The organism is Candidatus Sphingomonas phytovorans (assembly GCA_029202385.1).
Classification (GTDB): domain Bacteria; phylum Pseudomonadota; class Alphaproteobacteria; order Sphingomonadales; family Sphingomonadaceae; genus Sphingomonas; species Sphingomonas phytovorans.
The window spans coordinates 1,873,461-1,900,130 of the sequence record CP119314.1; the positions used below are offsets into that span (position 1 = coordinate 1,873,461).

Annotated in this window: 30 protein-coding genes; 16 read left to right on the forward strand and 14 right to left on the reverse strand. The window is 64.9% G+C overall.

The features are described 5' to 3' along the window. Positions 1-15 precede the first annotated feature (15 nt). Together hemF and P0Y59_08620 are read left to right on the forward strand one after the other, a co-directional pair. Entirely contained in the window at positions 16-855 is an 840-nt protein-coding gene (gene hemF / locus P0Y59_08615; GenBank protein WEK01719.1) for an oxygen-dependent coproporphyrinogen oxidase, read from the forward strand. Beyond that, positions 846-1,442, forward strand: a complete 597-nt coding sequence (locus P0Y59_08620; protein WEK01720.1) for a GNAT family N-acetyltransferase — start codon at positions 846-848, stop codon at positions 1,440-1,442. The genes hemF and P0Y59_08620 overlap by 10 nt, the downstream gene beginning before the upstream one ends. Here the strand turns inward: P0Y59_08620 and P0Y59_08625 are convergent. Both P0Y59_08625 and P0Y59_08630 read right to left on the reverse strand, forming a co-directional pair. Then, positions 1,409-2,155, reverse strand: coding sequence for a hypothetical protein (locus tag P0Y59_08625; protein ID WEK01721.1), 747 nt, complete (start codon positions 2,153-2,155; stop codon positions 1,409-1,411). The genes P0Y59_08620 and P0Y59_08625 overlap by 34 nt on opposite strands. Next, a complete protein-coding gene (locus P0Y59_08630; GenBank protein WEK01722.1) occupies positions 2,152-2,973 on the reverse strand; it encodes a hypothetical protein in 822 nt (273 codons plus the stop codon). Before P0Y59_08630 ends, P0Y59_08625 begins: the two co-directional genes overlap by 4 nt. Before the next feature lie 69 nt (positions 2,974-3,042). On the opposite strand from P0Y59_08630, the gene lipB reads away from it, so the two are divergent. From lipB to P0Y59_08645, 3 genes are all read left to right on the forward strand, one after another. Next, positions 3,043-3,750 carry a lipoyl(octanoyl) transferase LipB gene (lipB, locus tag P0Y59_08635; GenBank protein ID WEK01723.1) on the forward strand — a complete coding sequence of 236 codons (708 nt, stop codon included), beginning with the start codon at positions 3,043-3,045 and terminating at the stop codon, positions 3,748-3,750. A gap of 101 nt (positions 3,751-3,851) precedes the next feature. Beyond that, positions 3,852-4,106 carry a hypothetical protein gene (locus tag P0Y59_08640; protein ID WEK01724.1) on the forward strand — a complete coding sequence of 85 codons (255 nt, stop codon included), beginning with the start codon at positions 3,852-3,854 and terminating at the stop codon, positions 4,104-4,106. Between the two features lie 176 nt (positions 4,107-4,282). Further along, positions 4,283-4,966 (forward strand): hypothetical protein, encoded by a 684-nt coding sequence (locus P0Y59_08645; GenBank protein WEK01725.1) that lies wholly within the window; start codon positions 4,283-4,285, stop codon positions 4,964-4,966. A gap of 24 nt (positions 4,967-4,990) precedes the next feature. Here P0Y59_08645 and queE read toward each other — a convergent pair whose 3' ends face one another. The 11 genes from queE to P0Y59_08700 all read right to left on the reverse strand — a co-directional run bounded on the left by queE (position 4,991) and on the right by P0Y59_08700 (position 15,781). After that, positions 4,991-5,623, reverse strand: a complete 633-nt coding sequence (gene queE, locus P0Y59_08650) for a 7-carboxy-7-deazaguanine synthase (protein ID WEK01726.1) — start codon at positions 5,621-5,623, stop codon at positions 4,991-4,993. Positions 5,624-5,633: 10 nt separating this feature from the next. After that, positions 5,634-6,323: a 7-cyano-7-deazaguanine synthase QueC gene (gene queC, locus P0Y59_08655; protein ID WEK01727.1), complete on the reverse strand. Its 690-nt coding sequence runs from the start codon at positions 6,321-6,323 to the stop codon at positions 5,634-5,636. A gap of 170 nt (positions 6,324-6,493) precedes the next feature. After that, complete coding sequence (locus tag P0Y59_08660) at positions 6,494-6,925, reverse strand: hypothetical protein (GenBank protein ID WEK01728.1); 432 nt, start codon at positions 6,923-6,925, stop codon at positions 6,494-6,496. Positions 6,926-7,018: 93 nt separating this feature from the next. Beyond that, on the reverse strand, positions 7,019-7,930 hold the full coding sequence (locus tag P0Y59_08665; protein WEK01729.1) for an Hsp33 family molecular chaperone HslO: 912 nt from the start codon (positions 7,928-7,930) through the stop codon (positions 7,019-7,021). Positions 7,931-8,062: 132 nt separating this feature from the next. Then, a complete protein-coding gene (gene argF / locus P0Y59_08670) occupies positions 8,063-8,980 on the reverse strand; it encodes an ornithine carbamoyltransferase (GenBank protein WEK01730.1) in 918 nt (305 codons plus the stop codon). A 7-nt stretch (positions 8,981-8,987) separates the two neighbouring features. After that, positions 8,988-10,178 (reverse strand): aspartate aminotransferase family protein, encoded by a 1,191-nt coding sequence (locus P0Y59_08675; protein ID WEK01731.1) that lies wholly within the window; start codon positions 10,176-10,178, stop codon positions 8,988-8,990. 121 nt (positions 10,179-10,299) lie between these two features. Continuing rightward, positions 10,300-11,703: a nitronate monooxygenase gene (locus P0Y59_08680; protein ID WEK01732.1), complete on the reverse strand. Its 1,404-nt coding sequence runs from the start codon at positions 11,701-11,703 to the stop codon at positions 10,300-10,302. A 66-nt stretch (positions 11,704-11,769) separates the two neighbouring features. Continuing rightward, on the reverse strand, positions 11,770-12,906 hold the full coding sequence (locus P0Y59_08685) for a glycosyltransferase (GenBank protein ID WEK01733.1): 1,137 nt from the start codon (positions 12,904-12,906) through the stop codon (positions 11,770-11,772). Positions 12,907-12,986: 80 nt separating this feature from the next. Continuing rightward, positions 12,987-14,102, reverse strand: coding sequence for a glycosidase (locus P0Y59_08690; GenBank protein ID WEK01734.1), 1,116 nt, complete (start codon positions 14,100-14,102; stop codon positions 12,987-12,989). Then, entirely contained in the window at positions 14,099-14,857 is a 759-nt protein-coding gene (locus P0Y59_08695; GenBank protein ID WEK01735.1) for an SDR family NAD(P)-dependent oxidoreductase, read from the reverse strand. Before P0Y59_08695 ends, P0Y59_08690 begins: the two co-directional genes overlap by 4 nt. A gap of 33 nt (positions 14,858-14,890) precedes the next feature. After that, positions 14,891-15,781 carry an alpha/beta hydrolase gene (locus P0Y59_08700; GenBank protein ID WEK01736.1) on the reverse strand — a complete coding sequence of 297 codons (891 nt, stop codon included), beginning with the start codon at positions 15,779-15,781 and terminating at the stop codon, positions 14,891-14,893. A gap of 37 nt (positions 15,782-15,818) precedes the next feature. Between P0Y59_08700 and P0Y59_08705 the strand changes: the two genes are divergently transcribed. The 8 genes from P0Y59_08705 to P0Y59_08740 all read left to right on the forward strand — a co-directional run bounded on the left by P0Y59_08705 (position 15,819) and on the right by P0Y59_08740 (position 23,382). Continuing rightward, on the forward strand, positions 15,819-17,192 hold the full coding sequence (locus tag P0Y59_08705; protein WEK01737.1) for a YdiU family protein: 1,374 nt from the start codon (positions 15,819-15,821) through the stop codon (positions 17,190-17,192). 48 nt (positions 17,193-17,240) lie between these two features. Next, positions 17,241-18,653, forward strand: coding sequence for a succinylglutamate-semialdehyde dehydrogenase (gene astD / locus P0Y59_08710; protein WEK01738.1), 1,413 nt, complete (start codon positions 17,241-17,243; stop codon positions 18,651-18,653). Positions 18,654-18,729: 76 nt separating this feature from the next. Beyond that, entirely contained in the window at positions 18,730-19,401 is a 672-nt protein-coding gene (locus P0Y59_08715) for a hypothetical protein (protein ID WEK01739.1), read from the forward strand. Positions 19,402-19,498: 97 nt separating this feature from the next. Beyond that, the gene (cobA, locus tag P0Y59_08720) at positions 19,499-20,287 is read left to right on the forward strand and encodes a uroporphyrinogen-III C-methyltransferase (GenBank protein ID WEK01740.1); all 789 of its coding nucleotides are present in this window, start codon (positions 19,499-19,501) and stop codon (positions 20,285-20,287) included. Then, positions 20,284-20,580 (forward strand): DUF2849 domain-containing protein, encoded by a 297-nt coding sequence (locus P0Y59_08725; protein WEK01741.1) that lies wholly within the window; start codon positions 20,284-20,286, stop codon positions 20,578-20,580. The genes cobA and P0Y59_08725 overlap by 4 nt, the downstream gene beginning before the upstream one ends. Before the next feature lies 1 nt (position 20,581). Then, complete coding sequence (locus P0Y59_08730) at positions 20,582-22,213, forward strand: nitrite/sulfite reductase (protein WEK01742.1); 1,632 nt, start codon at positions 20,582-20,584, stop codon at positions 22,211-22,213. Continuing rightward, positions 22,206-22,631 (forward strand): DUF934 domain-containing protein, encoded by a 426-nt coding sequence (locus P0Y59_08735; GenBank protein WEK01743.1) that lies wholly within the window; start codon positions 22,206-22,208, stop codon positions 22,629-22,631. Before P0Y59_08730 ends, P0Y59_08735 begins: the two co-directional genes overlap by 8 nt. Continuing rightward, on the forward strand, positions 22,624-23,382 hold the full coding sequence (locus tag P0Y59_08740; GenBank protein ID WEK01744.1) for a phosphoadenylyl-sulfate reductase: 759 nt from the start codon (positions 22,624-22,626) through the stop codon (positions 23,380-23,382). Before P0Y59_08735 ends, P0Y59_08740 begins: the two co-directional genes overlap by 8 nt. Positions 23,383-23,400: 18 nt before the next feature. Here P0Y59_08740 and P0Y59_08745 read toward each other — a convergent pair whose 3' ends face one another. After that, a complete protein-coding gene (locus tag P0Y59_08745) occupies positions 23,401-24,906 on the reverse strand; it encodes a replicative DNA helicase (GenBank protein ID WEK02539.1) in 1,506 nt (501 codons plus the stop codon). A gap of 127 nt (positions 24,907-25,033) precedes the next feature. Between P0Y59_08745 and P0Y59_08750 the strand changes: the two genes are divergently transcribed. Genes P0Y59_08750 through P0Y59_08760 form a run of 3 tightly spaced genes read left to right on the forward strand, consistent with a single transcriptional unit; the run spans position 25,034 to position 26,665 of the window. Next, on the forward strand, positions 25,034-25,516 hold the full coding sequence (locus P0Y59_08750; protein WEK01745.1) for a UPF0262 family protein: 483 nt from the start codon (positions 25,034-25,036) through the stop codon (positions 25,514-25,516). Positions 25,517-25,520: 4 nt separating this feature from the next. Then, a complete protein-coding gene (locus P0Y59_08755) occupies positions 25,521-26,210 on the forward strand; it encodes a GH25 family lysozyme (protein WEK01746.1) in 690 nt (229 codons plus the stop codon). Beyond that, the gene (locus P0Y59_08760; GenBank protein WEK01747.1) at positions 26,207-26,665 is read left to right on the forward strand and encodes a cytidine deaminase; all 459 of its coding nucleotides are present in this window, start codon (positions 26,207-26,209) and stop codon (positions 26,663-26,665) included. The genes P0Y59_08755 and P0Y59_08760 overlap by 4 nt, the downstream gene beginning before the upstream one ends. The last annotated feature ends 5 nt before the right edge of the window (positions 26,666-26,670 follow it).

Below are 26,670 nucleotides of genomic sequence, written 5' to 3' on the forward strand. Positions count from 1 at the left end.
GGCAAAGGCTGGCGCATGGAACTCGACTCCGAACAATCCACCGCGCGCGCCTGGTTCGAAAGCCTGCGCGACCAGATTTGCGCCGAATTCGAATCGATCGAGCGCGAGGCCGGGTCGGATGCGCGATTCGACTATATCGCCTGGGACCGGACCGATCCCTCGGGCGAGCCCGGCGGCGGCGGCGTGCGCGGGGTGATGAAAGGCCGGATATTCGAGAAGGTCGGGGTCAACGTCTCGACCGTCGGCGGCAGCTTCGAGGGCGACTTCGCCAAGTCGATCCACGGCGCCGGCGAGGATCCGCGATTCTTCGCCACCGGCATCAGCCTGGTCGCCCATATGGCGAACCCGCATGTGCCGGCCGTGCATATGAACACGCGATTCCTCGTCACGACCAAGCGGTGGTTCGGTGGCGGCGCCGATCTCAACCCTCCCCTGCCCCGCGCCGAGGACACGGAGGATTTCCACGCAACGCTGAAGGCAGCGTGCGATGCGCACGACCCGGCGCATTATCCGCGCTTCAAGCAATGGGCGGACGATTATTTCTACATCCCGCACCGCCAGGTCCATCGCGGTGTCGGCGGCATCTTCTACGATCATCTGGAAGGCGACTTCACGGCGAACTTCGCCTTCACCCAAGATGTCGGACGCGCTTTTCTCGACACCTATCCGCGAATCGTCCGGCGACGGATGGGCGACAGCTTCACTGACGCCGACCTCAAGACCCAGCGCGCATGGCGCGGTCGCTACGCCGAATTCAACCTTGTCCATGATCGCGGCACGCTGTTCGGGCTCAAGACCGGGGGCAATATCGACGCGATCCTAATGAGCCTGCCGCCGGTCGCCACATGGGACTGAGTCCCGTTTCTCCGAACGACGTGGCGACGATCGTCACGACGCTCGAGATGCGGCGACGCCCGCCGCTGCGGCCGATGCCGGCCTCGCGCCTGCGGCTCGTCGCGTGGCAAAAGCCGTCTACCGACAAATATCGCGCGCTGTTCCGGCGAATCGGAGCGCCGTGGCTGTGGTTCTCGCGGCTGGTGATGGACGAGGCGACGCTCACCCGAATCATCCATGATCCGGACATAGCGATCTTCGCGGCGGTCGATCCGGCAGGTGTCGAGGTTGGCATGCTCGAACTTGATTTCCGTGCCCGGCACCAGTGCGAGATTTCCTATTTCGGGCTGATTCCCGAACTGGCCGGGCAAGGCCATGGCCGCTGGCTGATGGCGGAGGCGCTGACGCGCGGCTGGACGAAAGGCGTCGAACGAGTCTGGGTCCATACCTGCACGCTCGATCACCCGTCCGCGCTCGGCTTCTATCGCGCCTCGGGCTTCACCGCGATCTCAAGGACGATCGAGACATTCCCCGATCCGCGCGCGACCGGCTTCCTGCCGCCCGACGCCGCGCCTCAGATACCCCGGCTCGACACCAGCCGCCGGTAAAGCGCGACCTGGATCAGGATGCCGCCGAGCAACGCGACGGCAACGCCCATTGCGGCAGCGGTATCGAGCAGGCCGGCGACCACCGGATTGGCCATGGGGGCGCCCCCCAGCATCTTGCCCATGGCAATGAACGGCCGGGAGAGCAGGTCGCCGGCGAGCAGCACGATGCACCCCATGCCGGCGAGGACCATGCCATGGCCGCGGGTCAGCGCGAGGCTGCGCGAGATCGAGGCGAGCGCACCCTGGGGCTGTTCCGCCACGCCCGCGGGCAAGGCAACCAAGAGGCGCCCCTGCGCATAGAAGCCGGGCAGGAGGAGGAAGATCAGGCCGAATTGAACGGGCAGCGCGACCAGGATCGTGAGCAGCAGGAAGCGTGGGGAGAGCCACAGCGCCCGCGCCAGGGCACGCCGCGCCTCGGGCCGATCCCGATCGAGATAGAGCGTGAAGACCGCGAGGCTGCCGAACAGCGTGACCAGCCAGAGCAGGATGACGATCAGGCTGTATTGGGAAGACCAGGATTCAGCCGCGTCGACCCAGGCCCTGACCTTGGCTGCCTCGCCGAAGTCGGGCAGATTCGGCGGCAGGGGCACGAACAGCTTCAAGGCAAGTTGCGGGACGAACAGAAAGAATCCCGCCACGCCGATCAGCAGTTCGCGATCGCGCTTCCACAGCCTCCAGGCGTCGTTGAAGACGCCGATCACATTGAGGGTCATAGCGAGTCGACGATCGACTCGCGCGCATCGCGAACAGCCAGATAGAGCCTTCCGGTAAACGCCGAAGCCAGCACGCTGAACGCAGTGACGACCATGCTGACCATGATCGCGGCGAGCACGCTGCCGACCGTTACCGGCCCGTCGCCACCGGCGACCAGTCCGAAGATCGATCCGAAGACGAGCTTCGCGGCCAGGAACGAGACTCCGCCGACGATCATATAGAGGATGACCACGCCGATGATCCTCCACAGGATCGGCCGGGTCAGCTTGAACGAGCGCGCGAGTGCCCCGAACCAGAGCCCCTCCATCAGCACGACCGGCGTGATGAGGGCCAACCGGGCACCAAGCCACAACAGGACGACCAGGAAGATGAGGGAATAGAGCAGCACGAAACCACCGATGCCGGACGGGAGCTCTGCCGCTCTACTGTTCACCGCCGTCTGGAAATCGAAGCCGGAGGCGGCAAGCGCGACCGGGATTGGCAGCATCAGGACCATAACCCCGACGAGCAGCACGACCAGGAGGCCAATGACCGGCACGAGCCGCTTGCCAGCCACGGCCGTCGCCGCGCTCCTGCCCCCCGCCGGATCGAGCACCAGGGCGGTAATCGCGAGCTGCCCCCAGAGCGATACGATCGAAAGCCCGAGGGACAGGATCTGGATCGCCATCGCGGTGGTGCCGAAAACAGCCGTCAGCGGCTCGAGGCTTGCCGAAAGCGCGGCGGGAATGAAGATCGCGAAGAAGGCGATCGGCGTGATCGCGGAAAGATTGTCACTCAAGAATTCGGTCGTGCGATCCCAGACCGTTCCCATGCTCACCATGTTCTTTCCGTCCTCCGTCACGCATCGGCGCGCGGGCCCTGTTAGCGCAGCTTCCTACGTCACGCCATGCTTGCGCATGGGGCCGGACTAGCGCATCGATCCGGCGTGACTGCTCTTCCCGACGACATCGAATGGCGCGTCGAGCCTGCGCCAATGCCCTATGACGAAGCGATCGCCATCATGGAGGCGCGTGCGTCGGCGGTAGGCGCAGGGGAAGCCAATGAGCTGATCTGGCTGCTTGAACACCCGCCCGTCTATACCGGCGGCACCAGCGCCGACCCGGCCGAACTCCTGGATCCGCGCTTTCCCGTCGTCCAGACGGGGCGCGGCGGGCGCTATACCTATCACGGCCCCGGCCAGCGGATCGGCTATCTCGTCCTCGATCTCAACAAGCGCGGGCGCGACGTGCGGCATTTCGTGCACAGCCTGGAGGGCTGGCTGATCGCCGCGCTGGCGGAAATCGGCATCGAGGCGTTTCGCGCGCCAGGCCGCGTTGGAATCTGGACGAACGTGCCCGCTTCCTCTGGCGGCATCGCCGAAGCCAAGATCGGGGCGATCGGGGTTCGCGTACGACGCTGGGTCACGCTGCACGGCTTCTCGGTGAACCTGTCGCCCGATCTTTCGCACTTCGCCGGAATCGTCCCCTGCGGCCTGCCCGACTACCCGGTCACCAGCGCCACCGCGCTTGGAAAGCCTGCAGGTCTTGCAACCTTTGACGCCGCGCTGGCGTTTGCCCTTCCCGCCTTTCTCGAAACTCTTTCTTCTGCCCGATAAAACGAGGCTTGAGGGGCGCTCGATATCAGACTAATGTCCACCACGGTTTGGGTATTAAAGGTCTCGAGACCATCCAGATCCACTATCTAGGGAGCTTTCCAATGCGTGCATTCATTTCCAAGGTCGTTACCGGTTCGATGATCGCCGGCGCGGCGCTGATGGTTTCGGCTTGCGGCCCGAAGACCGAGACGACGACGACCAACGACACCGCCATCACCGAGATGGGCAACGACGCCACGATCTCCGACAACATGACCACCGTCGACAGCACCTCGATGGACGGCAACATGATGGCGAACGACACCGCAGTCGTCACCAACGAGACCTCGACCACGACGACCACCAACTCGCACTGATCGCCCGCCAGGGTTTGATTGGTTGGGGGCCGTCCGGTACGCCGGGCGGCCCCTTTCGATTCTGAGGCCGGCGCGATGCCGGGACCCGAAAATCGATGTGCAGGAAAGGGCTTGGGTTAGGAATCGAAAAGCCTTAACCACACCCGACAGGTCTTCGAGAGGATGAAGAGGCGATCATGAAGCTGTTGCGTATTCTTTGTGCGTCCGCCGTCGCGATGGGCGCTTTCTCCGCCGTCCCCGCTTCGGCCCAGTTCTTCCTGGCCGAGCCGGACATGAAGGCAGAGGCAGTGCGCGGCCACGAAACCGGCCTGGGTCAGGCACTGCCGGGCGCGACCGAGGCGGAACAGCGCGCGGCGCTGGTATGGAACATGCGTGCGGCGCTCAACGTCGCGGCGCTGCAATGCCAGTTCGAACCGAGCCTCCTGACGCAGGCCAATTACAATGTGATCCTGCTCAATCATGATGACGAGCTCAAAAGGTCCTACGATACGCTGACCAAATATTTCGTGCGTACGGCCAAGACGCCCAAGGCGGGCCAGCTGGCGCTCGACCAATTCGGTACGCGGACCTATTCTGGCTTCACCACCGTCGCCGCCCAGTATGGCTTTTGCCAGACGGCAGCGTCGATCGCACGGGAAGCGATCTTCCTGCCGCGCGGCTCCTTCTACCAGATCGCCGAGAACCGCACGCGCGAATTGCGCAAGAGCCTGATCCCAAGCGGCGAGCAGCGCTATCCGCGTGGCATGCTATATGCGCGCCAGGCCGGCACCCTGCCCCGGTTCGACGATCTGTGCTGGGACAAGAAGGGCAATTGGGTCGCGAAGAAATGCGGCGCCTTCCAGCTCAGCTCCATCAATTAGGACCCGGACGCTAGTCCGAGCGCCCTACCGCAACCCCAAGGCCTTGTGCGCCTGCAACGTCAGGCGCCAATGGGGACGCGCGAGGACAAAATCGATCGCGGCCGCCTGATTTTCCACCTGCCGGGCGTCATCCATCGGCTGGACGAGGAAATGGCGGAAATCCCAGCCTTCGATCACCGCGACATCAGTACCGGCCTGCGGCCAGACCAGCTTGAGCTCGTCGCCTGATTGCTGCACGACCACACTGCCTGCCTTGGGGCTGACGCAGACCCAGTCGATGCCGGGATGCGCGGCGATCGTGCCGTTGCTCTCGATGGCAATGACGAAGCCCGCGGCATGGAGCGCCTCGACCAGCCCATCATCTACCTGGAGCATTGGCTCGCCGCCAGTCAGCACGACAAAACGCTCGGCCCTGCCCTCGCCCCAATGACTCGACACCGCCGCCGCCAGCGCCGCGGCATCGGCGAACTTGCCCCCGCCGGCGCCATCGGTGCCGACAAAATCGGTATCGCAGAAGCGGCAGATCGCGGCATCGCGATCCTGCTCCCGTCCCGACCAGAGGTTGCAGCCGGCAAAACGCACGAACACCGCGCGCCGGCCGGCATTCACGCCCTCCCCCTGCAGGGTGAGGAACATCTCCTTGACCGCATAGCTCATCGCCGGAATCTCAGAGCAGTTCGGCGTAGCGTGTCGGATCGGGAATACCCGCTTCCTCGAAGCCCTTGGCGCGCAGGCGGCAGCTGTCGCACAGCCCGCAATGCACGCCGCCCGGCGCCGGATCATAACAGGACCAGCTGATCCCCGCATCGAGCCCGAGACGTGCCGCCTCGCGTACGATATCGGCCTTGGTCATGTGCTGGAGTGGGGCATGGATGCGGAAAGGATGGCCCTCCACCCCTGCCTTGGTCGCGACCTCGGCCAGTCTTTCGAATTCGGCGATGAATTCGGGACGGCAGTCGGGATAGCCCGAATAGTCGAGCGCATTGACGCCGATATAGAGGTCGCGCGCACCGGTCGCCTCGGCCCAGCCCAGCGCCAGGCTGAGGAAGATCGTGTTGCGCGCCGGGACATAGGTGACGGGAATGCCTTCCTCAACGCCGGTCTTGGGCACCGCGATGTCCGAGGTGAGCGCTGAACCACCGAATGCCGAGAGATCCAGCGGCAGGACGATGTGGCGCTCCGCATCGAGGAGCTTGGCGATACGCCGCGCAGCTGCAAGCTCGAGCCGGTGGCGTTGATTATAGTCCACCGAAAGGGCGAGCAGGCGGTGGCCATCCTCGCGGGCACGCGCCGCCGCCACCATTGAATCCAGGCCGCCCGACACCAGGGCGACCGCCAGGGTCGTTGAATTTCTCATGATGGGGCGAGAGTTAGGCCTTGAGGCGCCGATCCGCAATCCCGCTATGCCCCGAACAAAAAACGGGCCGCCCTTGAGCGACCCAGGGATGCTCCTCGGAGCGACTAGGGAGAAAACCGTGCCCACGAATGACACGGACCTTCTCGTAGCGCGACGCGGTAACCAACGCGTTAATGCCCGGGCCCCCGCGGCGTGCACGCACCCGTCCGGCGCGCTTCGTAATCGAGGTCGAAGGGGGCGCCGCCCGCAATGCCCTGAGTCTGCAGGTGCAGCAGGCGCGGAGTCTCGAGCGAGAGGGTGGTTCGGCCATGGCCCGAACCCGGGCAGGTATAATGGACCGTGGCGCTCTCCGGCGTGTCGTCAATCACGAAGCGCGAGCATTGCACGCCGACATGGCCGACCTGCAACAGCACCGCCGGGTCCGACACGCACAGCGATCGCGCCGGGGCAGTAGAACCCGCTTCCCTGAGCTGCCATTGCCCCGTCTCGATGTGCGCCAGCACCGCAAGCTGCGGCGCACGCGCGGGTGCGGCCGTACCGAGGGCCGCCGCAAGGAGCAGTCCGGCCACCATGCGCCGGGCGATACGCTGAACATCGAACATCTAGAACCTCGCTCGCCACAGGTGCCCCCTCAGGGCATCAAGCCAGCGACCCGCATCATGTCTGCCGCAGTTGCGAACGAGATTCAACAATGTTCAGGCAGCGTAATGATCGGCCACGGGCACGGGAAATTTGCGTGCGCAAAAAGCGCAATCGACCACGATCATGCCGTTCTCGTCCGCCATGGAGCGCTGCTCCTCCGCGGGAAATTTCGACAGGACCGAGGCGATGTAGTCGGGCGAGCAGCGGCAGCCGCGCAGGAGCGGCGCGGTTGGCAGCAGCCGCACCTCATCCTCCTCGTTGAACAGCCGCCACACCAGCGCATCGAGCGGAATGGTCGAATCGGCCAACTCGTCGGCCCCCATGGTCTGGCCGAGCACCGCGACATGCTCCCATTCCGGGTGATCGAGCCGGGTATGCAGGCGTTCGCGGCCATCCTCGCCCTCGGGCAGATGCTGGAGGAACAGTCCACCCGCGACATGACGGCCGTCGGCCCCGCGCGCAATGCCAACGCGGACCAGGGTCGGGATCTGCTCCGACTGGATAAAATAATTCTGCGCCGCCTCGGCGAGGGTCGCGCCATCGAGCGGCACGATACCCTGATAACGCTCCTTGGTAGCCGCCTGGTCGAAGGTGATCGCGAGATAGCCCTGGCCGAACAGCGCGAACAGGGTTGGATCCTGAGGCCCTTCAGCGAGCCGCTCCTCGTCGAACTGGACATAGCCGCGCAGTTCGCCGCCGCGATAGTCGCAGACCAGCAGCTTCACGACGCCGCCGTCGGTCTGGGCCTGGAGAGTGAGCTGGCCGCCCGCATCCTTCAGCGTGGACCCGATCAGCGCGGCGAGCGTCAACGCCTCGGCGAGCAAAGCCTCGATCGCCGGCGGATAGGCGTGCGCCGTGAGGATCTCGTCGAGCACCGGGCCAAGTCGCACGATCCGGCCGCGCGCATGACGCGCCGGAATGGTGAAGCCGAGCGCGCGGTCGAGATCGGCATTGGGTGTTTCCATCGAGCAAATCCGTTCGGTGAGCCTGTCGAAGCCCTGTCCTTCCGTCGACGGGAAGAACAGCCCTTCGACAAGCTCAGGGCGAACGGGTTTCCTTATCAGCCAAAAGATAGGGCGCGAAATGGCCCGTACAACTCAGCCGATCTGGCCGAAGCACCAGCGCAGGATCGATTTCTGGGCGTGGAGACGATTCTCCGCCTCTTCCCAGATCAGCGATTGCGGGCCGTCGATCACCGCGGAGACGACTTCTTCCTCGCGGTGGGCCGGCAGGCAATGGAGAAACTTCGCCTCGGGCCTAGCCATCTCCATCAGCGCCTCGGTGACCTGATAGGGCATCATTGCCGCAAGCTTGGTCTCGGCATGAAGCTGGCCCATGGAAATCCAGGTGTCGGTCACGACGATGTCGGCGCCCTCGACCGCCTCGCGCGGATCGGCGACGACCCGGGCACGACCGTTGGCGCGGGCGATCATATCCTCATCGGGCTGGAACCCTTGCGGACAGGCGGCCACGACGTCGAAATGCAGCAGCGACGCTGCCTCGACGAACGAGGTGAGGACATTGTTGCCATCGCCCAGCCAGGCGACCTTGAGCCTGGGGAGCGACTTGCCGCTTTCGATGATCGTCAGCAGATCGGCGACGATCTGGCAGGGATGCGATGCATCGGTCAGCCCGTTGATGACGGGCACGCTGGCGTGCGCCGCCATTTCCTCTACCTTCGCATGATCGTCGGTGCGGATCATGATCGCGTCGCAATAGCCGGACAGGACGCGCGCGGTGTCGGCAACCGTCTCGCCGCGGCCAAGCTGCGTCGTGCCGGCGTCCATGACGACTGAACTGCCGCCCAACTGGCGAATCGCCATGTCGAAAGACACGCGGGTTCGGGTCGAGTTCTTCTCGAACACCATTGCCAGCGCATGACCGGCGAGCGGCGCGTCAGCGTCCGCCCTGCCTTTCGGCCAGCCGGCGCGAGCCGCCTTGCGATCAAGCGCGTCAGCGAGGATCGCGGCGATGCCGTCCGCACCTGCGTCGGACAGGTCGACGAAATGGCGCACGGCCACTCTAGTCGTCGCTGGCGGGTACATAGACCCGCGCCGCCTCGGACAGCTTCTCGATGCACTCGGCGATATGACTCTCGTCGATCACCAATGGCGGCAGGATCCGCACGACATTCTCGCCGGCAGCGACGGTCAGCAGGCCGTGATTGTCGCGGCAATGCGCAACGAAGCGCCGGCTGTCGGACTTGAGCTTGATGCCGAGCATCAGCCCCTTGCCGCGCACGCTGTCGAACAGATGATCGTGATTGGGGATCATCTGCTCAAGGCCGGCGCGCAGCCGGTCGCCCATCGCAGTCACATGCTCAAGGAAGCCCGGCTCCAGGATCACGTCGAGCACTGCCTCGCCCGCCGCCATGGCGAGCGGGTTGCCGCCATAGGTCGAGCCGTGCGTACCGATCACCATGCCCTTGGCCGCTTCTTCGGTTGCCAGGCAGGCGCCAAGCGGGAAGCCGCCACCAATGCCCTTGGCGACCGCGATGATGTCAGGCGTGACGCCATAGAGTTCGTGCGCGAACAACTTGCCCGTGCGGCCATAGCCCGCCTGGACTTCATCGAGCACCAGCAGCAGGCCATGCTCGTCGCACGCCTTGCGCAGGCCCTGGAGGAATTCCTCGCTTGCCGGACGAATGCCGCCCTCGCCCTGGATCGGCTCGACCAGGAAACCGGCGGTATTGTCGTCGATCAGCGCCAGCGCACCGGCGAGATCGTTGAACGTCGCGTAGGCGAAGCCCGGCAGCAGCGGCTCGAAACCGTCGCGCATCTTCGGCTGGTTCGTCGCGCTGATCGTGCCGAGCGTGCGGCCGTGAAACGCAGTGTCGAAGGTGATCAGCGTGTGCCGCTGCGGATTGCCGTTGGCATGGTGATACCGCCGCGCGGTCTTGATCGCGCATTCGACCGCCTCGGCGCCCGAATTGGTGAAGAACACCGTATCGGCGAAGCTCGCGTCGATCAGCCGCTGCGCGAAATGCTCGCCCTGCGGGCTGCCGTACAGGTTCGACACATGCATCAGCGTCACGGCCTGATCGGCGATCGCCTTCACCAGCCTGGGGTGACCATGGCCAAGTGCATTGACCGCGATGCCGCTGGCGAAATCGAGATAGCGTTCGCCCTGCTCCCCGATCAGGTAGCAGCCCTCGCCTCGAACCGGCCGCACCCCGCAGCGGGGATAGACGGGCATGAGTGGGGTGATGGGCACCGCAGGTCTCCTCAACAGAAAAGGGCGGCCCAGCCGGGCCGCCCGGAGCGGGTGTTTACGAGGCAGCGGCCCCCCGCGTCAATATGAAGGTCCGGGCACGTCGAAACTGCGCCCGACACCATCAATCGCCGGTCAGGATGCGGTCCACGAGCTGCTTCACCGTGGGCACGAACCCGTTCGAATAGAACGGATCACTCTTGAAATTATACGCGCCGTGCCCGGCGAACATCAGATTCTGGTCGATCGGCCCGCCATGGGCAATGTCCTGAAGCGTCTTCTGGATGCAGAAGCTGCGCGGATCGGCGAGGCGGCCGGTCGAATTGGTTTCGCTGTCAGCCCAGGACGAGAAGGCGCACTGGCTGAGACAGCCCATGCAATCCGCCTGGTCCTTGCGGATCACGCTCTTCTCCTCGGGCGTGACGAAGACGAGCGTGTTGTCGGGAGTCTTCAGCGCGTCGGTGAAACCGTCGCCGAACCATTGACGGGCGCGGAGCAGGTCGTTGCGCGTCACCCAGAAATTCTTGCCCTTCACGCCCACGTCGAGTTGGAAGACGTGATCGCCAGCCTCCTGGGTGGAAAAGGCGATCTGGCGTTCTGACCGCGCCTCGAGCGAGCGCAGGAAGGGATTGCGGACCGCGCTTGAATAGAAACCGGTGGGCGAGAAGCGGTGAAGCAGGACCTCGCCTTCCTCGATATTGGTGAGCTTGGCCTTCCAGCCTTCGGGAATCGGACTTTCCTGAGTCAGTAGCGGGCGCGTGCCGAACTGGAAGGCAATGCTGCCGAGTTCGGGATTGTCGATCCAGTTGTTCCAGTCGCGCAGATACCAGACGCCGCCGGCCATGATGATCGGCACGTCATCGGATATGCCACCTTCGCGCATCGTCTCGCGCAACGCCTTCACCCGGGGATAGGGATCCTCGGGCTTCAGCGGGTCCTCGGCATTGGACAGGCCGTTATGCCCCCCGGCGAGCCAGGGGTCCTCATAGACCACCGCAGCGAGCCAGTCCGCGGCCTTGGAATAGGCCCGCTTCCACAGCGCGCGGAAGGCGCGGCCGGAGCTGATGATAGGCAGATAGTTGACGTTATAGGACGCCGCGATCTCCGACAGCTTGTACGGCATGCCGGCGCCGCAGGTGACGCCCGCGACCATGCCGCGCGTCCGCTCCAGCACGCCGTGCAGGATGCGCTGGGCACCGCCCATTTCCCACAGCACGTTGATGTTGATCGCGCCCTTGCCACCCGCGATGTCGAATGCGCGCCTGACCTGCTGCACGGCGCCCTCGATCGCATATTCGATCAGTTCCTCGTGCCGCTCGCGGCGGTTGAGCGCCCGATAGATCTGCGGAATGATCTTGCCGTCGGGATCGTAGCTGTCGGCGTTGACGGCGGACACGGTACCGATACCACCGGCCGCCGCCCAGGCGCCGGCTGACGCGTGGTTGGTCGCGGCGACGCCTTTTCCGCCCTCCACCAGCGGCCAGACTTCCTGGCCGTTATAGATGATGGGCTTAAGACCTTTGAACACACGACCTCCGACTTTGACTTACGTTCGATATAGCGTTTGGGTTGCGCTTAGCGAGAAAATTGCGACTCAGGCCAGGGTCCCCGGCCTGCCCATCGCCTCTTCGTAGAGTGCAGCATAGCGGGCGATCATCACGCCCTCATCATAGTCCACCACTGCCTTTGCCCTGTTTCGGGACCCGACAAAGGCACGGGCGGCCGGCGGACATCCGGCAAGCGCCTGAAGCGAATCCCGCAGCCGGACTTCGGTCCGATCGACGATATAAGCGTCGTTCTCGGGCGCTACCATGTGCGGGATATCCCCCACCTTCGGCGCCGCGATCGGCAGCCCCGCCGCCATCCCCTCGATGACGGCGATCGGGAACTGTTCGCTTTTCGACGAGAGCGCGAGGATGTCGAACAGGCCGATATAGCGATGCGGCTCCGGCAGGAAGCCGGGCAGATGGAGCCGGTCCTCCATGCCCATCGCCTCCGCCGTATCCATGATCCGCTCTCGCTCGGGCCCCTCTCCGACAATCACCAGCCGCACGCGCGACGATACGCCGCCGACCGCGCGGACCAGGGCAGGAAGGTCCTTCACCTCGCGCAGGCCGGCAAGCGTGCCGATCACGACCTCGCCAGGCTTGCGACGGAAGCCGGGAATCGCCTTTGGATCCGGCTTCCCCGCATAGAGGGCCGTATCGATGCCATTGGGGATGCGGTGGATACGCTCCGGCGGCTGCTTCCAGCTGCGCAGGGCGATCTTCTCCAGCGTCTGCGACGGCACGACCAGCGCGTACATAGCCGGCAGCGCGAGACGCCGATACATGTTGCGCTCGATCTTCAGCCCGCTGGCCTCGTCGGCGTTGAAACCGTCCTCGTGATGGACCAGCGGCGGCATGCCCTTCGAAAAGACACGTCGCGCCATCACACCGTCCACCGCGCCCCAATTATAGGTCAGCACCAGGTCGAAACGCCGCATGAACTTCGCCAGCGCCTCGTAGCGCGAGACCGAAGGCTTGCCGGTCAACGGCGGCGGATTCTGCGCGATCTCGTATCTGATTCCCGCGGCGATCGCGTCGCGCGCACCAAGCTGGTCGGGCATGCCGGAGACGATAGTGTGCCGCGCGCGTTCGCCGAACGCATTCATCAGGCGAACCGCCCGCGCCTCCTTGCCGCCCAGGCTGAAGGTCGAATGGAGGTGCAGGATGTTGACGGGCTGCGGCATCGGGAGGGTGCGTTAGCGGGAAAAGATTGGTGCGTCATTACTGAGTGCCATCCTGCCCGCTTCCCGAAGGCGGGATGGGATCAGGCGAACATCGTCTTCGGCACGTGAGTGATCCGGCAGGCCAGATCCGCCTCGCCACTTGCGACGATGTAATGGTCGCCCGCGTCGGCGATCCCCGTCGTGAAGACGACATTGTCGATATACATCAAATTCTTCAGCGGCTCGGTCAGTGCCGGAGCCGGTTCGATGAGCGGTCCGTGGCTGCTGCGGACCACCTGTGACGGATCGTCGCGATCGAGCAGCGACCAATAGGTGCGATAGATGCCGATCACGCCGAGCGGTTCCACGCCGTGCCACAGGCTGAGCCAGCCATCGTCGGTCAGGACGGGAGGCGCACCGCCGCCCATGCGCGCCGTCGCCATGGTCGCCGAATGCGGGCGGATGCCGGGCTTGTCGAATGGCTTCCAGTGAAGCGCGTCGGGCGAGCTGGCCAGGTTGATCGACGGCCCGGCGCGCCATTCGCTGCCCGGCGGATAGGCGAAATAAAGATCGCCGAGCGGCCGGGTCTGCGCCCAGTGTTTGCCGCCGATCAGTCCCTCGAAGATCAGCATATCCTTGTTCTGGTGATCGAGAACGATTCCCTCCAGCGTCCAGTCCATCGCGTCCTCGGAACTGTAGAGCGTCGTGGAATGGCGTTCGGGGCTGACGGAACAGGTCGTCATCAGATAGCGGCCACCGACCCTGCTGATCCGTGCATCCTCGACGCCGTAGCATTGATAGGGCGCGCGCGGCGTGACCGCCCGGTCGTAATGCACCGCAACCACCCCGCAGCTGTCAGCGGACAGTTCAACGGGGAGCAGCCAGGACAGCGAGGTCAATGCCATCACCTTCCAGCCACCGCCGCGCATCATGAATTTCCGCGGGTCGGAGGTGTCGACGAAATCGAGCGGCCAGGCGTCGAGCACATAGCCGTCGCCATCGCTGCGGATCGCATGGATGTGACCATCGGCGATCGGCGTGCGCAATGCCTCGGCCACGCGCACCATGAGCAGCAAATTGCCGTTGGGCAGGCGGGTCATGCCCGGATTGAACGCGCCGAGCACATAGGTTTCGGCACCGAGCTTGCCGGCGAGCGGCGAGCGCGACAGATCCACGTCGCGCGGGCCGAAAACGAGACGATCGACGGTGAAGCTCATTCGCTGGCCTGTGCACGAGGGGCGATCGTCAATTGCTGGACGACGGCGCGGTTGGGTTGAGTGAGGATGTAGTGGACGCCGACGGCGATGTCCTCCGCCCGGAGCGATTCTTCCGCGCGGATCATCTCGCGCTGCTTGTCTGGTGGAATATCGGGCAATTGCATGTCCGAACCCGTCTTGCCCGGCTCGACGAGCGACACCTTCACGCCCTTTGGCCCCATCTCACGGCGAAAGGCTTCGGCAAAGCCCTGGATGCCGTATTTGATCCCGGCATAGACGGTCGAGTGAGCGCCGAGCACGTGCGCGCTCATCGAGCCGATCAGGACGATATCGCCCTGCCCGTCGAGCTTCTCCACCGCCGCATGCGCGGTCAGCAGATAGGCGGTGAAATCAGTCGCGATGGCGTAGCGCAGGTCGGACTCCGACATTTCGCTCAGCCCGTCAGCCGGGATGGCGGCATCGATTACGGCGATGTCGAGACCACCCAGCCACGCCACACCCTTTTCCACGAGGGCGGCCACATTGTCGGTGTCGGCCAGGTCGATGGCGATGCCGTTCCCCTCGCCGACCTGCCTGATACGGTCCAGCGCGTTCTTCAGATGCGTCGGATCGCGGCCGCAGATGAAGACCCTTACCCCTTCGGAAGCGAGCAGCACTGCGATGGCGCGACCGATACCGGTGGTGCCGCCGGTGATGATGGCCCGCTTGCCGGCAAGGCCGACCACCTCGGTATGGGCATCCGACAGATCGAGCATGCGTGCCTCCGAGCGTGTGGGAGGAAGACGCGCTCAGGCGGTGACGGGTTCCCTCGGGATGCGACCGAGCAGGCGGTCGATCGCCGCGACCGCCTCGGGTTCGTCGAGCGCAGGCGTATGGCCGACGCCAGTCACCGTCACCAGTTCCGCATCCTCAAGCGCCGCAGCCATGCGTTCAGCCGTCCTTGCTCCGAGCACGTCCGAACGGCCGCCGCGCAGGATCAGCACCGGCACCTCCTTCAACTGCTCCAGCGCACGCCACATATCCGGCCCGGCCTCGTTGCCGGGGACACGGAACGGTTCGGCGATCTTCATGTCATAGTCGAGCACGATGCGACCCGCGCTGTTCAGCCGGTAGAGCCGCTTGGCCATCGCCAGCCAGTCCTCGATCTCATAGTGCGGATAGACATCGCCATTGGCCTCGGCGACGGCGCGCGCGGCGTGCATCCAGGTCGGCCAGGTGTTCGACTTGCCGACATAGGTGCGGATACGTGACAGGCCCGCCGTCTCGATCTCCGGTCCCACGTCGTTGAGCAGGGCGCCCGCGATCTTCTCCCGCGCGGTGCCGGCGAGCAGCATGGTAACGATCCCGCCGAGCGAGGTCCCGAACGCGATAAAGGAAGGCACCGCCAGTTCGCCGAGCAACGCCTCGACATCCTGCACATAGGTGAGCGGGACGTAGGTCATCGGATCCTTGGCATAAGCGCTTTCGCCACGCCCGCGCAGATCGACCGCGATGACTCGCCATTCCGGGGAAAGCCGCGCCGCCAGATCCTCGAAATCACGCGCGTTGCGCGTCAGGCCCGGCAGGCAGACGATCGGCGGCCGATCCTCCCGTCCCGGATAGTCGCGATAGTGAAGGCGCAGTCCGTCGTTCGACCACCAGTAACGATTTTCCCAATGACGATTTTCTGGGGCGGACATGGTTGCATCCTGCGGTTTGCACCTCCCATATCACCGGATGACCCTGCCCCCGCAAGCGTATCGGCCCGAAACCGCGATTCTGGAGTTGGGGAGCGGTTTCTACGATCCGGTCGAAGCAGCCGATTTTCCGGAAACGAAGCTGCGCTTCCGCAACGACCGCGCCGCCGCCGGCATCGGATTGATGGCGTTGAGCGACGCCGAATGGGTCGGGCATTTCGGCCGGTTCAAGCCGCTTGTGGGTAGCCTGGCCCAGCCGCTGGCGCTCCGCTACCACGGGCACCAGTTCCGCGTGTACAATCCCGATATCGGCGACGGTCGCGGCTTTCTGTTCGCGCAGCTTCGCGACGATCGTGGACGTCTCGTGGACCTGGGCACCAAGGGCTCCGGGCAAACCCCATGGAGCCGGTTCGGCGATGGGCGCCTGACCCTGAAGGGTGGCGTGCGCGAAGTGCTGGCGACCGAGATGCTCGAGGCGCTGGGCGTCGAGACATCGCGCAGCTTCTCGCTCATCGAGACCGGCGAGGCGCTCGAGCGCGGCGACGAGCCCTCCCCCACCCGCTCAGCGGTTCTGGTTCGGCTGAGCCACGGACATATCCGCATCGGCACCTTCCAGCGGCTAGCCTATAGCCGTGACGAGGGCGGCATCCGCGCGCTCGTCGCCTATGTGCTGCGCCATTATTATGGCGAGGAAGCGGGAGACGATGCAGCCGTGCGGCTGCTCGACCATGTCGTCCGGCGTGGCGCGCGGCTGGCGGCGAGCTATATGGCCGCCGGCTTCGTCCACGGCGTGCTCAATAGCGATAATATTAACGTTACGGGCGAGAGCTTCGACTATGGCCCCTGGCGCTTCGCCCCGACGTGGGACCCCGCCTTCACCGCCGCCTATTTCGACCATGCCGGGCTCTATGCCTTCGGTCGACAGCCCGAGGCGATCCATTGGGACGTGATGCAGCTTGCCGTGTCGCTCCGCCTGGTCAGCGAAGCGGAGCCGCTGATCGCCGTGATCGAGCGGTTCGGCGAGCATTATCAGCCGGCGGTGGCGAATGCGATTCTCTGGCGGCTTGGGCTGCGCCCGCGCGACGCGGAAAGCGATCGCGGGCTTGTGCAGGCGGTGGAACGGGCGCTCCGCGGCGACGATGCCTCGATCGACCGGTTCTTCTTCGACGCCTTCGGCGGGGCCTTGCCCGATACCTATGGCCCCGCGTTCGACGAGGTGCGCGCGGTCCTGGCCGGATATGAGCCCCGCAGCGAGCGCAGCCACGCTTATTGGCAGGCCGGCTCGCCTTGCTCGATGCTGATCGACGAGGTTGAGGCGATCTGGTCGACAATCGACCGGCACGACGACTGGTCGGCTTTCCACGCCAAGATCGCCGCGATACGCCAAATGGGTGCGGCGCTATCGACCGATTGAGCCGGACCAGTGGAATTCGCTGATGAACTAGGGCAAGACCGGGACAAGATGGCATCCGAGATCGTTTCGACAGAACCCGCGACCGGCGCGATCCTCTGGCGGCGCGAGATCGGCGATGTCGATGCCGAGGTGGCGATGGCCCGGGCAAGCTGGGCCGAATGGGCCGCGCGGCCGCTGGCCTATCGAATCGAGACGCTGCGGCGTTTCGCCAATGTGGTTCGCGCCCGCTCCGACGCTTTTGCCGACCTCATCGCGCGCGAGACCGGCAAGCCCCTGTGGGAGGCCCGTACCGAGGTCGAGTCGGTGATCGCCAAGGTCGACATCTCGGTCAGCGCCTATGCCGAGCGTTCCTCGCAGCGCCGGATCGACGCGCCGATGGGATCGCGCATGGCGCTGCGCCACAAGCCGCACGGCGTGCTGGCGGTTCTCGGCCCCTATAATTTCCCGGCGCACCTGCCCAACGGGCATATCATTCCGGCCCTGCTCGCGGGCAATGCGGTGGTGTTCAAGCCATCGGAAAAGACCCCCGCGGCCGGCGTGTTCCTGGTCGAATGTTTCCATGCGGGCGGCGTGCCCGAAGGGTGTCTCCGCGTGCTGATCGGCGGTCCGGCCGAGGGCAAGGCGCTGGCCGCGCATGACGGTATCGACGGCCTGCTCTTCACCGGATCGGCGCATACGGGCGTCGCCCTCAACCGCGCCTTCGCCAACCGGCCCGACAAGATCCTGGCGCTGGAGATGGGCGGCAACAACCCGATCATCGCCTGGGACACGCCCGACCTGCACAGCGCGGCGGTGGTCATCGTGCAATCCGCCTTCACCACTGCCGGCCAGCGCTGCACCGCCGCGCGCCGGCTCATCGTCGACGAGAAACTCTACGATCCGCTGATCGAGGCGGTGAACAAGCTGGTCGGCCGGCTGATCGTCGGCGAGCCGCATGCGACGCCAGCGCCCTTCATGGGCCCGGTGATCGACAATGAAGCCGCCGACCTGCTGACCGAAAGCTTCCTGGAACTGATGATGCGCGGCGGCCGCCCGATCCGGCATCTGGAGCGCGTGGTCGAGGGACGCCCCTTCCTGATCCCCGCGCTGATCGACACGACGGAGATGCGCGACCGGCCCGATATCGAGCTGTTCGGGCCGATCCTGCAGGTGATCCGCGCCAAGACCTTCGGGGATGCGCTCGCCGAGGCGAACAACACCCGCTACGGTCTGTCAGCGTCGCTGCTGAGCCAGGACCCGGCGCTGTACGACCAGTTCTGGGCCAATGCCCGCGCGGGCATCGTCAACTGGAACAAGCCGACCAACGGCGCCTCCTCAAGGGCTCCGTTCGGCGGGATCGGCCTGTCGGGCAATCACCGCCCCACCGCCTTCTATGCGGCGGACTATGCAGCCTATCCGGTCGTATCGAGCGAGGCCGACCAGGCGCGTGCCTCGATCGGCGTGGGGTTGCGCGAAGGCTAGAATATTCGCGCCGAATTGCGGTTTTGGACACTCATCGGAAAGGCATGGGATTTTGCTCGTACGCCACCTACTCGCCATGGGCGCAGCCGCCTCATGCCTTGCCGGCAGCCCGGCACATGCCGACGATCTGCAGAATCAGGTTCTCGCGTCGGCAAAGGCGACACGCTCCGACGCCTATAGCTTCCGCCGGACCCTGGTGGTCGAGCGGGCCGGTACGCCACGGAAGGTCTATGTCGAGCAATTCGATCCCCGTCGGGCCGAAGCCGACAGATGGTCGCTGATCAGCGTCGACGGGCGCACGCCGACGGCCAAGGAAACCGACCAGTCGCGCAAGACAAAACGGGGCCCGGTCCCGTCCTATGGCGAACTGGCTGACTGGATCGGCGCTCCCGCGACCCGGGGCAACGCGCCGGCCGGCTATGTCCTTTTCAGATTTGCCGGCCTTCCCAAGGGCTCGTTCAAAATCGGGTCGCACGACGCCTCCCCCGATACGCAGGCCGAAGCGCTGGTGAATACCAGGGGCAAGGTGCCGTTCGTCGAGCGGGTCCGGCTGAATTTGACCAAGGGCTTCAGGATGATGATGGTCGCCTCGATAAAAAGCATGGCGGTCAATGGGCGCTACCAGCAACTGGCCGATGGCCATGCGGTGCCCGGCGATTCCGTCAGCGATTTCGCCGGTTCGATGATGGGCAAAACCGAGCAGATACGGACGAACGTCAGCTACTCGGACTTCCAGAAAGTGCGCTGAGCGCGCCAGCCGAAGGGCTGGCGGCATAGATTCGCTAAGGGGGCCCCAAGCAAGCATCCGTTGCGGCTTTCCGGGCCGGGGACCATCTGCACACCTCATGGCAAGTCTTCTCGATCCTTCCGCGCGCGGGCGCGTGATCCTTGTCGGCGCCGGCCCGGGCGATCCCGGGCTGCTGACCGTGCGTGCTGTCGAGGCGCTGAAATCCGCCGACATCGTCGTCCATGATGGGCTCATCGACCGCCGCGTGCTCGATATCGCGCCTGCGTCGGCGCAGCGTATCTCGGTCGCGAAGCAGCGTGCCCGGCATACCCTGCCGCAGGACGCGATCAACGCGCTGATCGTCGCCCATGTAAAGACCGGCGCGATCGTGGTGCGGCTGAAGGGCGGTGACCCGTTCATCTTCGGCCGCGGCGGCGAAGAGGTCGAGGCGGTGCGCGCGGCGGGGCTGCCGGTCGAGGTAATTCCCGGCGTGTCGGCGGCGCTTGGCTGCGCGGCCGAGGCGATGCTGCCGCTCACCCACCGCGATCACTCGAGCGCGGTCAGCTTCGTCGCTGGCCAGTGCAAGGGACTGACCGATCAGGACTGGTCGGGTCTCGCCGGCAAGGGCCGCACGCTGGTGATCTATATGGGCGTCGCGACCGCGAGCGACATCGCCGACAAGCTGATGCGCGATGGCGTCGCGCCGGAGATGCCGGTTGCAGTCCTCGAACGCGGCACGCTCTCCGGCAGCCGCGCGATCAGGACGTTGCTCGCCGATCTGGGATCGATGGTCGATCGCGAGAAGGTGGCGAGCCCGGCGATCATCGTCGTCGGCGAGGTGGTCGATCTGTCGGATGCAGAGGACAAGCTGGGCCGCTGGGCCAGGATATCGGAGAGTGTTGCGTGAAATTGCTGACGGGGAACGACCTGCCGACCGGCGATGTAATCTGGTGGACCGGTGAAGGCTGGTCGCGCCATGTCGAGGATGCGGTGGATGTCGGCGACCAGGGTGAGGCAATTGCCCGGGCCGAGGAAGGCCTGCGCCACACCAACGCCGCCTATGTGATCGACGCGACCGCAACACCTGAGGGCCCTCGCCCCGCCCATATCAAGGACCGCGTCCGCGCCCTCGGCCCCACGGTGCGGCTCGACCTGACATTGAAGCCCGCCGACCCGTCGGCAGGAAACTGGGTAATCTGAGATGTACAAATACGACCAATATGATCAGGCGATCGTCGACGCCCGCGTCGATGAGTTCCGCGATCAGGTGAAGCGCCGCCTCGCCGGCCAGATCACCGAGGACCAGTTCAAGCCGCTGCGGCTGATGAACGGGCTCTACCTCCAGCTTCATGCCTATATGCTGCGCGTCGCCATCCCCTATGGCACGCTCGATGGGCGCCAGATGCGGATGCTGGGGCATATCGCGCGCAAATATGATCGCGGATACGGTCATTTCACCACGCGGCAGAACATCCAGTACAACTGGATCAAGCTGGCCGATGCGCCCGATATCCTGGCCGATCTCGCGACCGTAGAGATGCACGCCATCCAGACCAGCGGCAATTGCATCCGCAACATCTCGTCGGATCAATATGCTGGCGCCGCAGCGGACGAAGTCGCTGATCCGCGTCCCTGGGCCGAATTGCTGCGCCAGTGGAGCACCTTCCACCCGGAATTCAGCTATCTGCCGCGCAAGTTCAAGATCGCGGTGATCGCCGCCGACGAAGATCGTGCCGCGATGCGGCTGCACGATATCGGCATCCAGCTCCTCGAGCGCGATGGCGAACTGGGCGGGAAGATCTTCGTCGGCGGGGGCATGGGCCGCACGCCGATGGTCGCGCCGGAGATCAAGGATTTCGTCGGCGCCGACGACCTGCTCAGCTATGTCGAGGCATGCCTGCGCGTCTACAATCGCTATGGCCGGCGCGACAATATCTACAAGGCACGGATCAAGATCCTGATCCACGAGCTTGGCGCTGACGAATATCGTCGTCAGGTCGAGGAGGAATTCGTGCTCGTGAAGGCGCTGGGCATCGATCCGCCCAAGGCCGAGTTCGATCGAATCACCGCGTTCTTCGCCCCGCCGAAGTTCGAGCAGGGTGCGAGCGAGCTGGTCAGCCGCAGCGATCCCGATTTCGCCGTCTGGCTCGACCAGAATGTGAAGCCGCACAAGCAGCCGGGCTATGCGATCGTCAATATCAGCTTGAAGCCAATCGGCGGCATCCCGGGCGATGCGACGGCGGCTCAGATCGACCTGATGGCGGCGCTGGCCGAGCGTTATTCGTTCGACGAGCTGCGCGTCACCCACGCCCAGAACATCGTGTTGCCGCATGTCCGCAAGGCCGATCTTTACGCGGTATGGCAGGCGCTCAGCGAAGGCGGCTTGGCGGAGGCCAATCTCGACCTGATCAGCGACATCATCGCCTGCCCCGGTCTCGATTACTGCAGCCTCGCCAATGCGCGCTCGATTCCTGTCGCGCAGAAGATCGCGACTCGCTTCGCCGATCCGGTGCGGCAGCGCGACCTGGGCGAACTGAAGCTGAAGATCAGCGGCTGCATCAATGCCTGTGGTCATCACCATGCCGGTCACATCGGCATCCTCGGCGTCGACAAGAAGGGCACCGAAAATTACCAGCTGCTGCTCGGCGGCTCGGGGGCTGAGGATGCGAGCCTCGGCAAGATCACCGGCCCCGGCTTCGACGAGGACGGCATCGTCGATGCGGTCGAACGCGTGACCGACCGCTATGTCTCGCTCCGCGAGGACGGCGAACGCTTCCTCGACACGTATCGCCGAGTCGGCATCGATCCGTTCAAGGAGGCGATCTATGGGTGATCTTCTGCGCTTCCGCGACGACGCGCCGCACGACGAGCCCGCGGTTACGCTCGATTCCTTCCTCGGCCAGACCAACGCCACCGCCGTCCGGATCGAATCCGGCGACGATGCGCGCGCGCTGATCCCGCATCTCGGACAGATCGGGCTGATCGAGGTGAGTTTCCCGACCTTTCGCGACGGCCGCGGCTATTCCTCGGCGCGGATCCTGCGCGAGGCAGGTTATGAAGGCGAACTGCGCGCGGCCGGCGATGTGCTGGTCGACCAGATCCCGCTGATGAAGCGCTGCGGTTTCGACAGCTTCGCCCCCCAGGCCGAGATCGACGCCACTACCCTGCACGCCTCGCTGACGCGCTACGAGCATGTCTATCAGGCGGCAGCCGATGGCGCGGTGCCGGTGTGGAAACGTCGGCATGGCTGAAGCCGCGCGGAAGATCGACGTCATCGATGCCCGACCCGTCTTCACTCAGGCGGATGCGGATGCGCTCAATGAGCGCTTCGCGGGTGTCGACACGCTGACGATGTTGAAGGCGCTGTTCGCCGAAGACATTCTCGGCACGACGGCGGTCGTCTCCTCGTTCGGCACCGAGAGCGCAGTGTTGCTCCACCTCGTCGCCCAGGCCGATCCGAACGTGCCGGTGATCTTCGTCGACACGCTCAAGATGTTTCCCGAAACGCTCGCCTATCGGGAGACGCTCGTCGACAGCTTCGGCTTGGCGAATAGCTGGGTCGTCGAGCCCGATGCGGCGGTGCTCGCGGCAAAGGACGACAAGGGCCTGCGCTGGTCCTATGATCCCGACGGATGCTGCGAGATTCGCAAGGTCGAGCCGCTGAAGCGCGCCAAGGCGGGCCTCGACAGCTGGATTTCAGGCCGCAAGGCGTTCCAGTCGGTCACGCGACAGAACATCCCGCGCTTCGAGGTCGAGGACGGCCGGCTGAAGGTCAATCCGCTCGGCGACTGGGTGAAGGCTGACCTGGAAACCTATTTCGAGGCGAACGCCCTGCCCCGCCATCCGCTTGAGGCTGAGGGCTATCTGTCGATCGGCTGCCAGCCCTGCACCAGCAAGGTGCAGCCCGGCGAAGATCCCCGCGCAGGACGCTGGCGTGGCTGGGACAAGGTCGAGTGCGGAATCCATGTCGCCGACAAACCGGGCGAAGAGCCGGTTTTCTGAGCCCGTAGCGGCGACCGCCTATCCGCCATAGCCTTCGCCTGGCGCCAGGTCGCTGAACTTGGTGATGTGTGGCTCGAATTTGAGCGTCACCTTGCCGGTCGAACCGTGGCGCTGCTTCGCGATAATCAGTTCCGCCTGGCCCTGGACGCGCATGAAATGCTCCGTCCACATCGCATGCTTGTCCCCCACGCCTGGCGGACTGCTCGCCGTCGGAATCTCGGGCTGGGTCATGTTGAGATAATAGTCCTCGCGATACACGAACATCACCATGTCAGCGTCCTGCTCGATCGAGCCGGATTCGCGCAGATCCGACAATAGCGGGCGCTTGTCTTCGCGCTGCTCGACCGCGCGGCTTAGCTGGGACAGCGCGATCACGGGAACATTCAGGTCCTTGGCCACATTCTTGAGACCACGGCTGATCTCCGAAATCTCCTGAACACGCCCGTCTCCCGAACTCTTCGCCGAGCCCGTCAGGAGTTGGAGATAATCGACGATGATAAGGCCCAGTTGATTATTGTGCCGACGCTGAAGCCTCCGCGCCCGCGTATGCAGCGCGCCGATCGTCAGGCCGGCCGTGTCATCGATGAACAGCGGAAGGTTCTCGAGCTCGCCCGCCGTCGTCGCGAGCTGCTTGAATTCCTGATGGCTTATCTTGCCTGACCGCAGCACGTCGGAATTGATCCTGGCCTGCTCCGACAGGATACGACCGGCGAGCTGATCGGCCGACATTTCCAGGCTGAAGAACGCGACCTTTGCCCCCAGGGAGCGGTCGGGATCGATGCCGTCCTCCATGTCGCGCATCCACCGCTGGGCAGCATTGAACGCGATGTTGGTGGCGAGAGAGGTTTTGCCCATGCCCGGTCGCCCGGCCAGGATCATGAGATCTGACCGATGCATGCCACCGATCTTGGTGTTCAGGCTTTCGATGCCGGTGGTGATGCCTGAAATATGTCCGCCCGAATTGAGGGCGACCTCGGCCATCTTCAGGGATATTTTCGCGGCCTGAAGGAAGCTCTTCGTCTGGGTCTCGCTCCCGCCGTCAAGGGCTACCTTGTAGAGTTCTTCTTCCGCCGCCTCGATCTGCGCCCGCGGATTGACCTCTTCCGAGGTGTCCATCGCGCCCTCGACCAGCCCACGGCCAACCCTCACCAATGTCCGCAGCATGGCGAGATCGTAGATCTGCTGCGCGAACTGCCGCGCACCGATCAGGCCCGCGCCCGATCCGGTGAGCTCGGCCAGGTAGCTCGGGCCACCCAGCTCCCGCATTCCCTCATCCTGCTCGAACATCGGACGCAGCGTCACCGGCGTAGCCAGCATATCGTTGCTCCGCGCGGTCTTGATCGCAGCGAAGATGCGGCCATGGACCGGTTCGAAGAAATGATCGGGTTCCAGCCTGTCGATCAGATCGTCGGCCAGCCGGTTGTCGATCATCATCGCGCCGAGCATCGCTGCCTCCGCCTCGACATTCTGGGGGAGCGTCTGGGCGTCGGGGAGAATCGGTTCTTGAAGGGTCGCGGTGGCCATGCCGTCCTTTCCCAGAGGTCGCACGCCGGCTCAATAGACCGCGACGCACAATAGCGGGGATAAGTCCTCAACACCCGATGAATGCGAGCGTGTTGTTCCCGGACGCCTTCCCCTTTACGGCGACGACATGGCCGACCCGCGCATCATCGCCGTCTCCCTCGACGAGCGCACCATCCTGTGGCGGTCGGCCGACATCGAGCAGGAACGGCGAATCGCGATCTTCGACCTGGTCGAGGGCAATTATTTCTGCCCGCAGCGCGCCTATCCCGACAATTATGGCGGGCCGTTCAGGATCGCGCTGGCGGTAGAGGAAGGCCGGCTCGCCATCGCGATCCATCGCGAGGACGACTCGCACCTTGAGACCTATGTCCTAGCGATGGGCCGCTTCCGCCGGCCCATCAAAGACTATTTCGCGATCTGCGACAGCTATTACGAAGCGATCCGGCACGCGACGCCGGCGCAGATCGAAACGGTCGACATGGCACGCCGCGGTATCCACAACGAGGCGGCCGAGCTGCTGAAGGAACGCCTGGAGGGCAAGATCGAGATCGATTTCGACACCGCGCGCCGGCTGTTCACGCTGATCTGCGTCCTGCACATCAAGGGCTGACGGGATGGCATCGCGCCTCTGGGGACGCCGGATCGGTCAGATCGGCGCGCTGGGCATCGTCCTGGCACTGACCGGCGTGGTCGCCTGGACCTTCGCGCTGAGCTGGCGCCCGTCCGATAAATATGATTTCCAGGGCGTCGACGTGTCCGAAGACCAGGGCGCGGTCGAATGGCCGACGGTAAAGGCCGGCGGCGCTGACTTCGCGTATCTCAGGGCGACCTATGGCGCTGACGGGCGGGATGAGCGCTTTGCCGACAACTGGGCGGATGTCTATGCCTCGGGCATGCGCCGCGGTGCGGTCCACGTCTATTCGCTATGTCGCCTCGCCGCGGACCAGGCGAATAATTTCAACACCACGGTACCGCGCACGAGCGACGCCCTGCCGCCGGCGGTGGAGATCGATTTCGATCCGGGATGCGAATCGCGGCCGGTTCGCGACGTCGTGCTCGGCGAGTTGCGACGGTTCCTGACGATGGTCGAAGCGCACAGCGGCAAGCCGACACTGATCAAGATCAGCAAGCGTTTCGAGGCGAGCTATCAGGTGACGAGCGCCATTCCGCGAACCATCTGGGCGGTGCAGGATTTCTTTCCACCCGATTATACGGCAAGGCCCTGGCGGATGTGGCAGGCGAACGACATGAGACGGATAGATGGAATTGCGGGCCCCGTGCGCTGGAACGTGGTCGCGCCATGACCAGCGATAGCGACGTCCGTGATCGCCTGATCGCCGCCGCCCGCGACGCGGCGCATAACGCCCATGCCCCCTATTCGCGCTTCGGCGTCGGCGCGGCGGTGCTGCTGACTGACGGCAGCGTCGTGACGGGCACGAATTTCGAGAATGCGAGCTACGGCCTGTCCCTGTGCGCCGAGACGGTCGCGCTGGCGACGGTCAACGCCCAGGGCCGGCTGCGCGATGTCGTCGCGATCGGCGTGATCGGCGGGATGATGGATGCCGACGGCAAGCCCACCGGCACGAAGCCGGTCGGCCCCTGCGGCCGCTGCCGCCAGGTGATCAACGAGGCAGCGCAGATGGGCAAGCGCGACATTGCGATATGGTGCGCGGGCGCCGAAGGAGACCTGCATGAGCGGCATCTCCTGTCGGAATTGCTGCCGCACGCCTTCGGGCCGGGTGATCTCGGAATCGACTGAACCGG

What these genes read in the sequence shown, in the direction of transcription:
- hemF (WEK01719.1), top strand. Translation starts at nt 16, where the DNA reads ATGGAACTCGACTCCGAACAATCCACCGCGCGCGCCTGGTTCGAAAGC.
- P0Y59_08620 (WEK01720.1), top strand. Translation starts at nt 846, where the DNA reads ATGGGACTGAGTCCCGTTTCTCCGAACGACGTGGCGACGATCGTCACG.
- P0Y59_08625 (WEK01721.1), bottom strand. Translation starts at nt 2,155, where the DNA reads ATGACCCTCAATGTGATCGGCGTCTTCAACGACGCCTGGAGGCTGTGG.
- lipB (WEK01723.1), top strand. Translation starts at nt 3,043, where the DNA reads ATGCTTGCGCATGGGGCCGGACTAGCGCATCGATCCGGCGTGACTGCT.
- P0Y59_08640 (WEK01724.1), top strand. Translation starts at nt 3,852, where the DNA reads ATGCGTGCATTCATTTCCAAGGTCGTTACCGGTTCGATGATCGCCGGC.
- P0Y59_08645 (WEK01725.1), top strand. Translation starts at nt 4,283, where the DNA reads ATGAAGCTGTTGCGTATTCTTTGTGCGTCCGCCGTCGCGATGGGCGCT.
- queE (WEK01726.1), bottom strand. Translation starts at nt 5,623, where the DNA reads ATGAGCTATGCGGTCAAGGAGATGTTCCTCACCCTGCAGGGGGAGGGC.
- queC (WEK01727.1), bottom strand. Translation starts at nt 6,323, where the DNA reads ATGAGAAATTCAACGACCCTGGCGGTCGCCCTGGTGTCGGGCGGCCTG.
- P0Y59_08660 (WEK01728.1), bottom strand. Translation starts at nt 6,925, where the DNA reads ATGTTCGATGTTCAGCGTATCGCCCGGCGCATGGTGGCCGGACTGCTC.
- P0Y59_08665 (WEK01729.1), bottom strand. Translation starts at nt 7,930, where the DNA reads ATGGAAACACCCAATGCCGATCTCGACCGCGCGCTCGGCTTCACCATT.
- P0Y59_08685 (WEK01733.1), bottom strand. Translation starts at nt 12,906, where the DNA reads ATGCCGCAGCCCGTCAACATCCTGCACCTCCATTCGACCTTCAGCCTG.
- P0Y59_08690 (WEK01734.1), bottom strand. Translation starts at nt 14,102, where the DNA reads ATGAGCTTCACCGTCGATCGTCTCGTTTTCGGCCCGCGCGACGTGGAT.
- P0Y59_08695 (WEK01735.1), bottom strand. Translation starts at nt 14,857, where the DNA reads ATGCTCGATCTGTCGGATGCCCATACCGAGGTGGTCGGCCTTGCCGGC.
- P0Y59_08700 (WEK01736.1), bottom strand. Translation starts at nt 15,781, where the DNA reads ATGTCCGCCCCAGAAAATCGTCATTGGGAAAATCGTTACTGGTGGTCG.
- P0Y59_08705 (WEK01737.1), top strand. Translation starts at nt 15,819, where the DNA reads ATGACCCTGCCCCCGCAAGCGTATCGGCCCGAAACCGCGATTCTGGAG.
- astD (WEK01738.1), top strand. Translation starts at nt 17,241, where the DNA reads ATGGCATCCGAGATCGTTTCGACAGAACCCGCGACCGGCGCGATCCTC.
- P0Y59_08715 (WEK01739.1), top strand. Translation starts at nt 18,730, where the DNA reads ATGGGCGCAGCCGCCTCATGCCTTGCCGGCAGCCCGGCACATGCCGAC.
- cobA (WEK01740.1), top strand. Translation starts at nt 19,499, where the DNA reads ATGGCAAGTCTTCTCGATCCTTCCGCGCGCGGGCGCGTGATCCTTGTC.
- P0Y59_08730 (WEK01742.1), top strand. Translation starts at nt 20,582, where the DNA reads ATGTACAAATACGACCAATATGATCAGGCGATCGTCGACGCCCGCGTC.
- P0Y59_08735 (WEK01743.1), top strand. Translation starts at nt 22,206, where the DNA reads ATGGGTGATCTTCTGCGCTTCCGCGACGACGCGCCGCACGACGAGCCC.
- P0Y59_08740 (WEK01744.1), top strand. Translation starts at nt 22,624, where the DNA reads ATGGCTGAAGCCGCGCGGAAGATCGACGTCATCGATGCCCGACCCGTC.
- P0Y59_08745 (WEK02539.1), bottom strand. Translation starts at nt 24,906, where the DNA reads ATGGCCACCGCGACCCTTCAAGAACCGATTCTCCCCGACGCCCAGACG.
- P0Y59_08750 (WEK01745.1), top strand. Translation starts at nt 25,034, where the DNA reads ATGGCCGACCCGCGCATCATCGCCGTCTCCCTCGACGAGCGCACCATC.
- P0Y59_08755 (WEK01746.1), top strand. Translation starts at nt 25,521, where the DNA reads ATGGCATCGCGCCTCTGGGGACGCCGGATCGGTCAGATCGGCGCGCTG.
- P0Y59_08760 (WEK01747.1), top strand. Translation starts at nt 26,207, where the DNA reads ATGACCAGCGATAGCGACGTCCGTGATCGCCTGATCGCCGCCGCCCGC.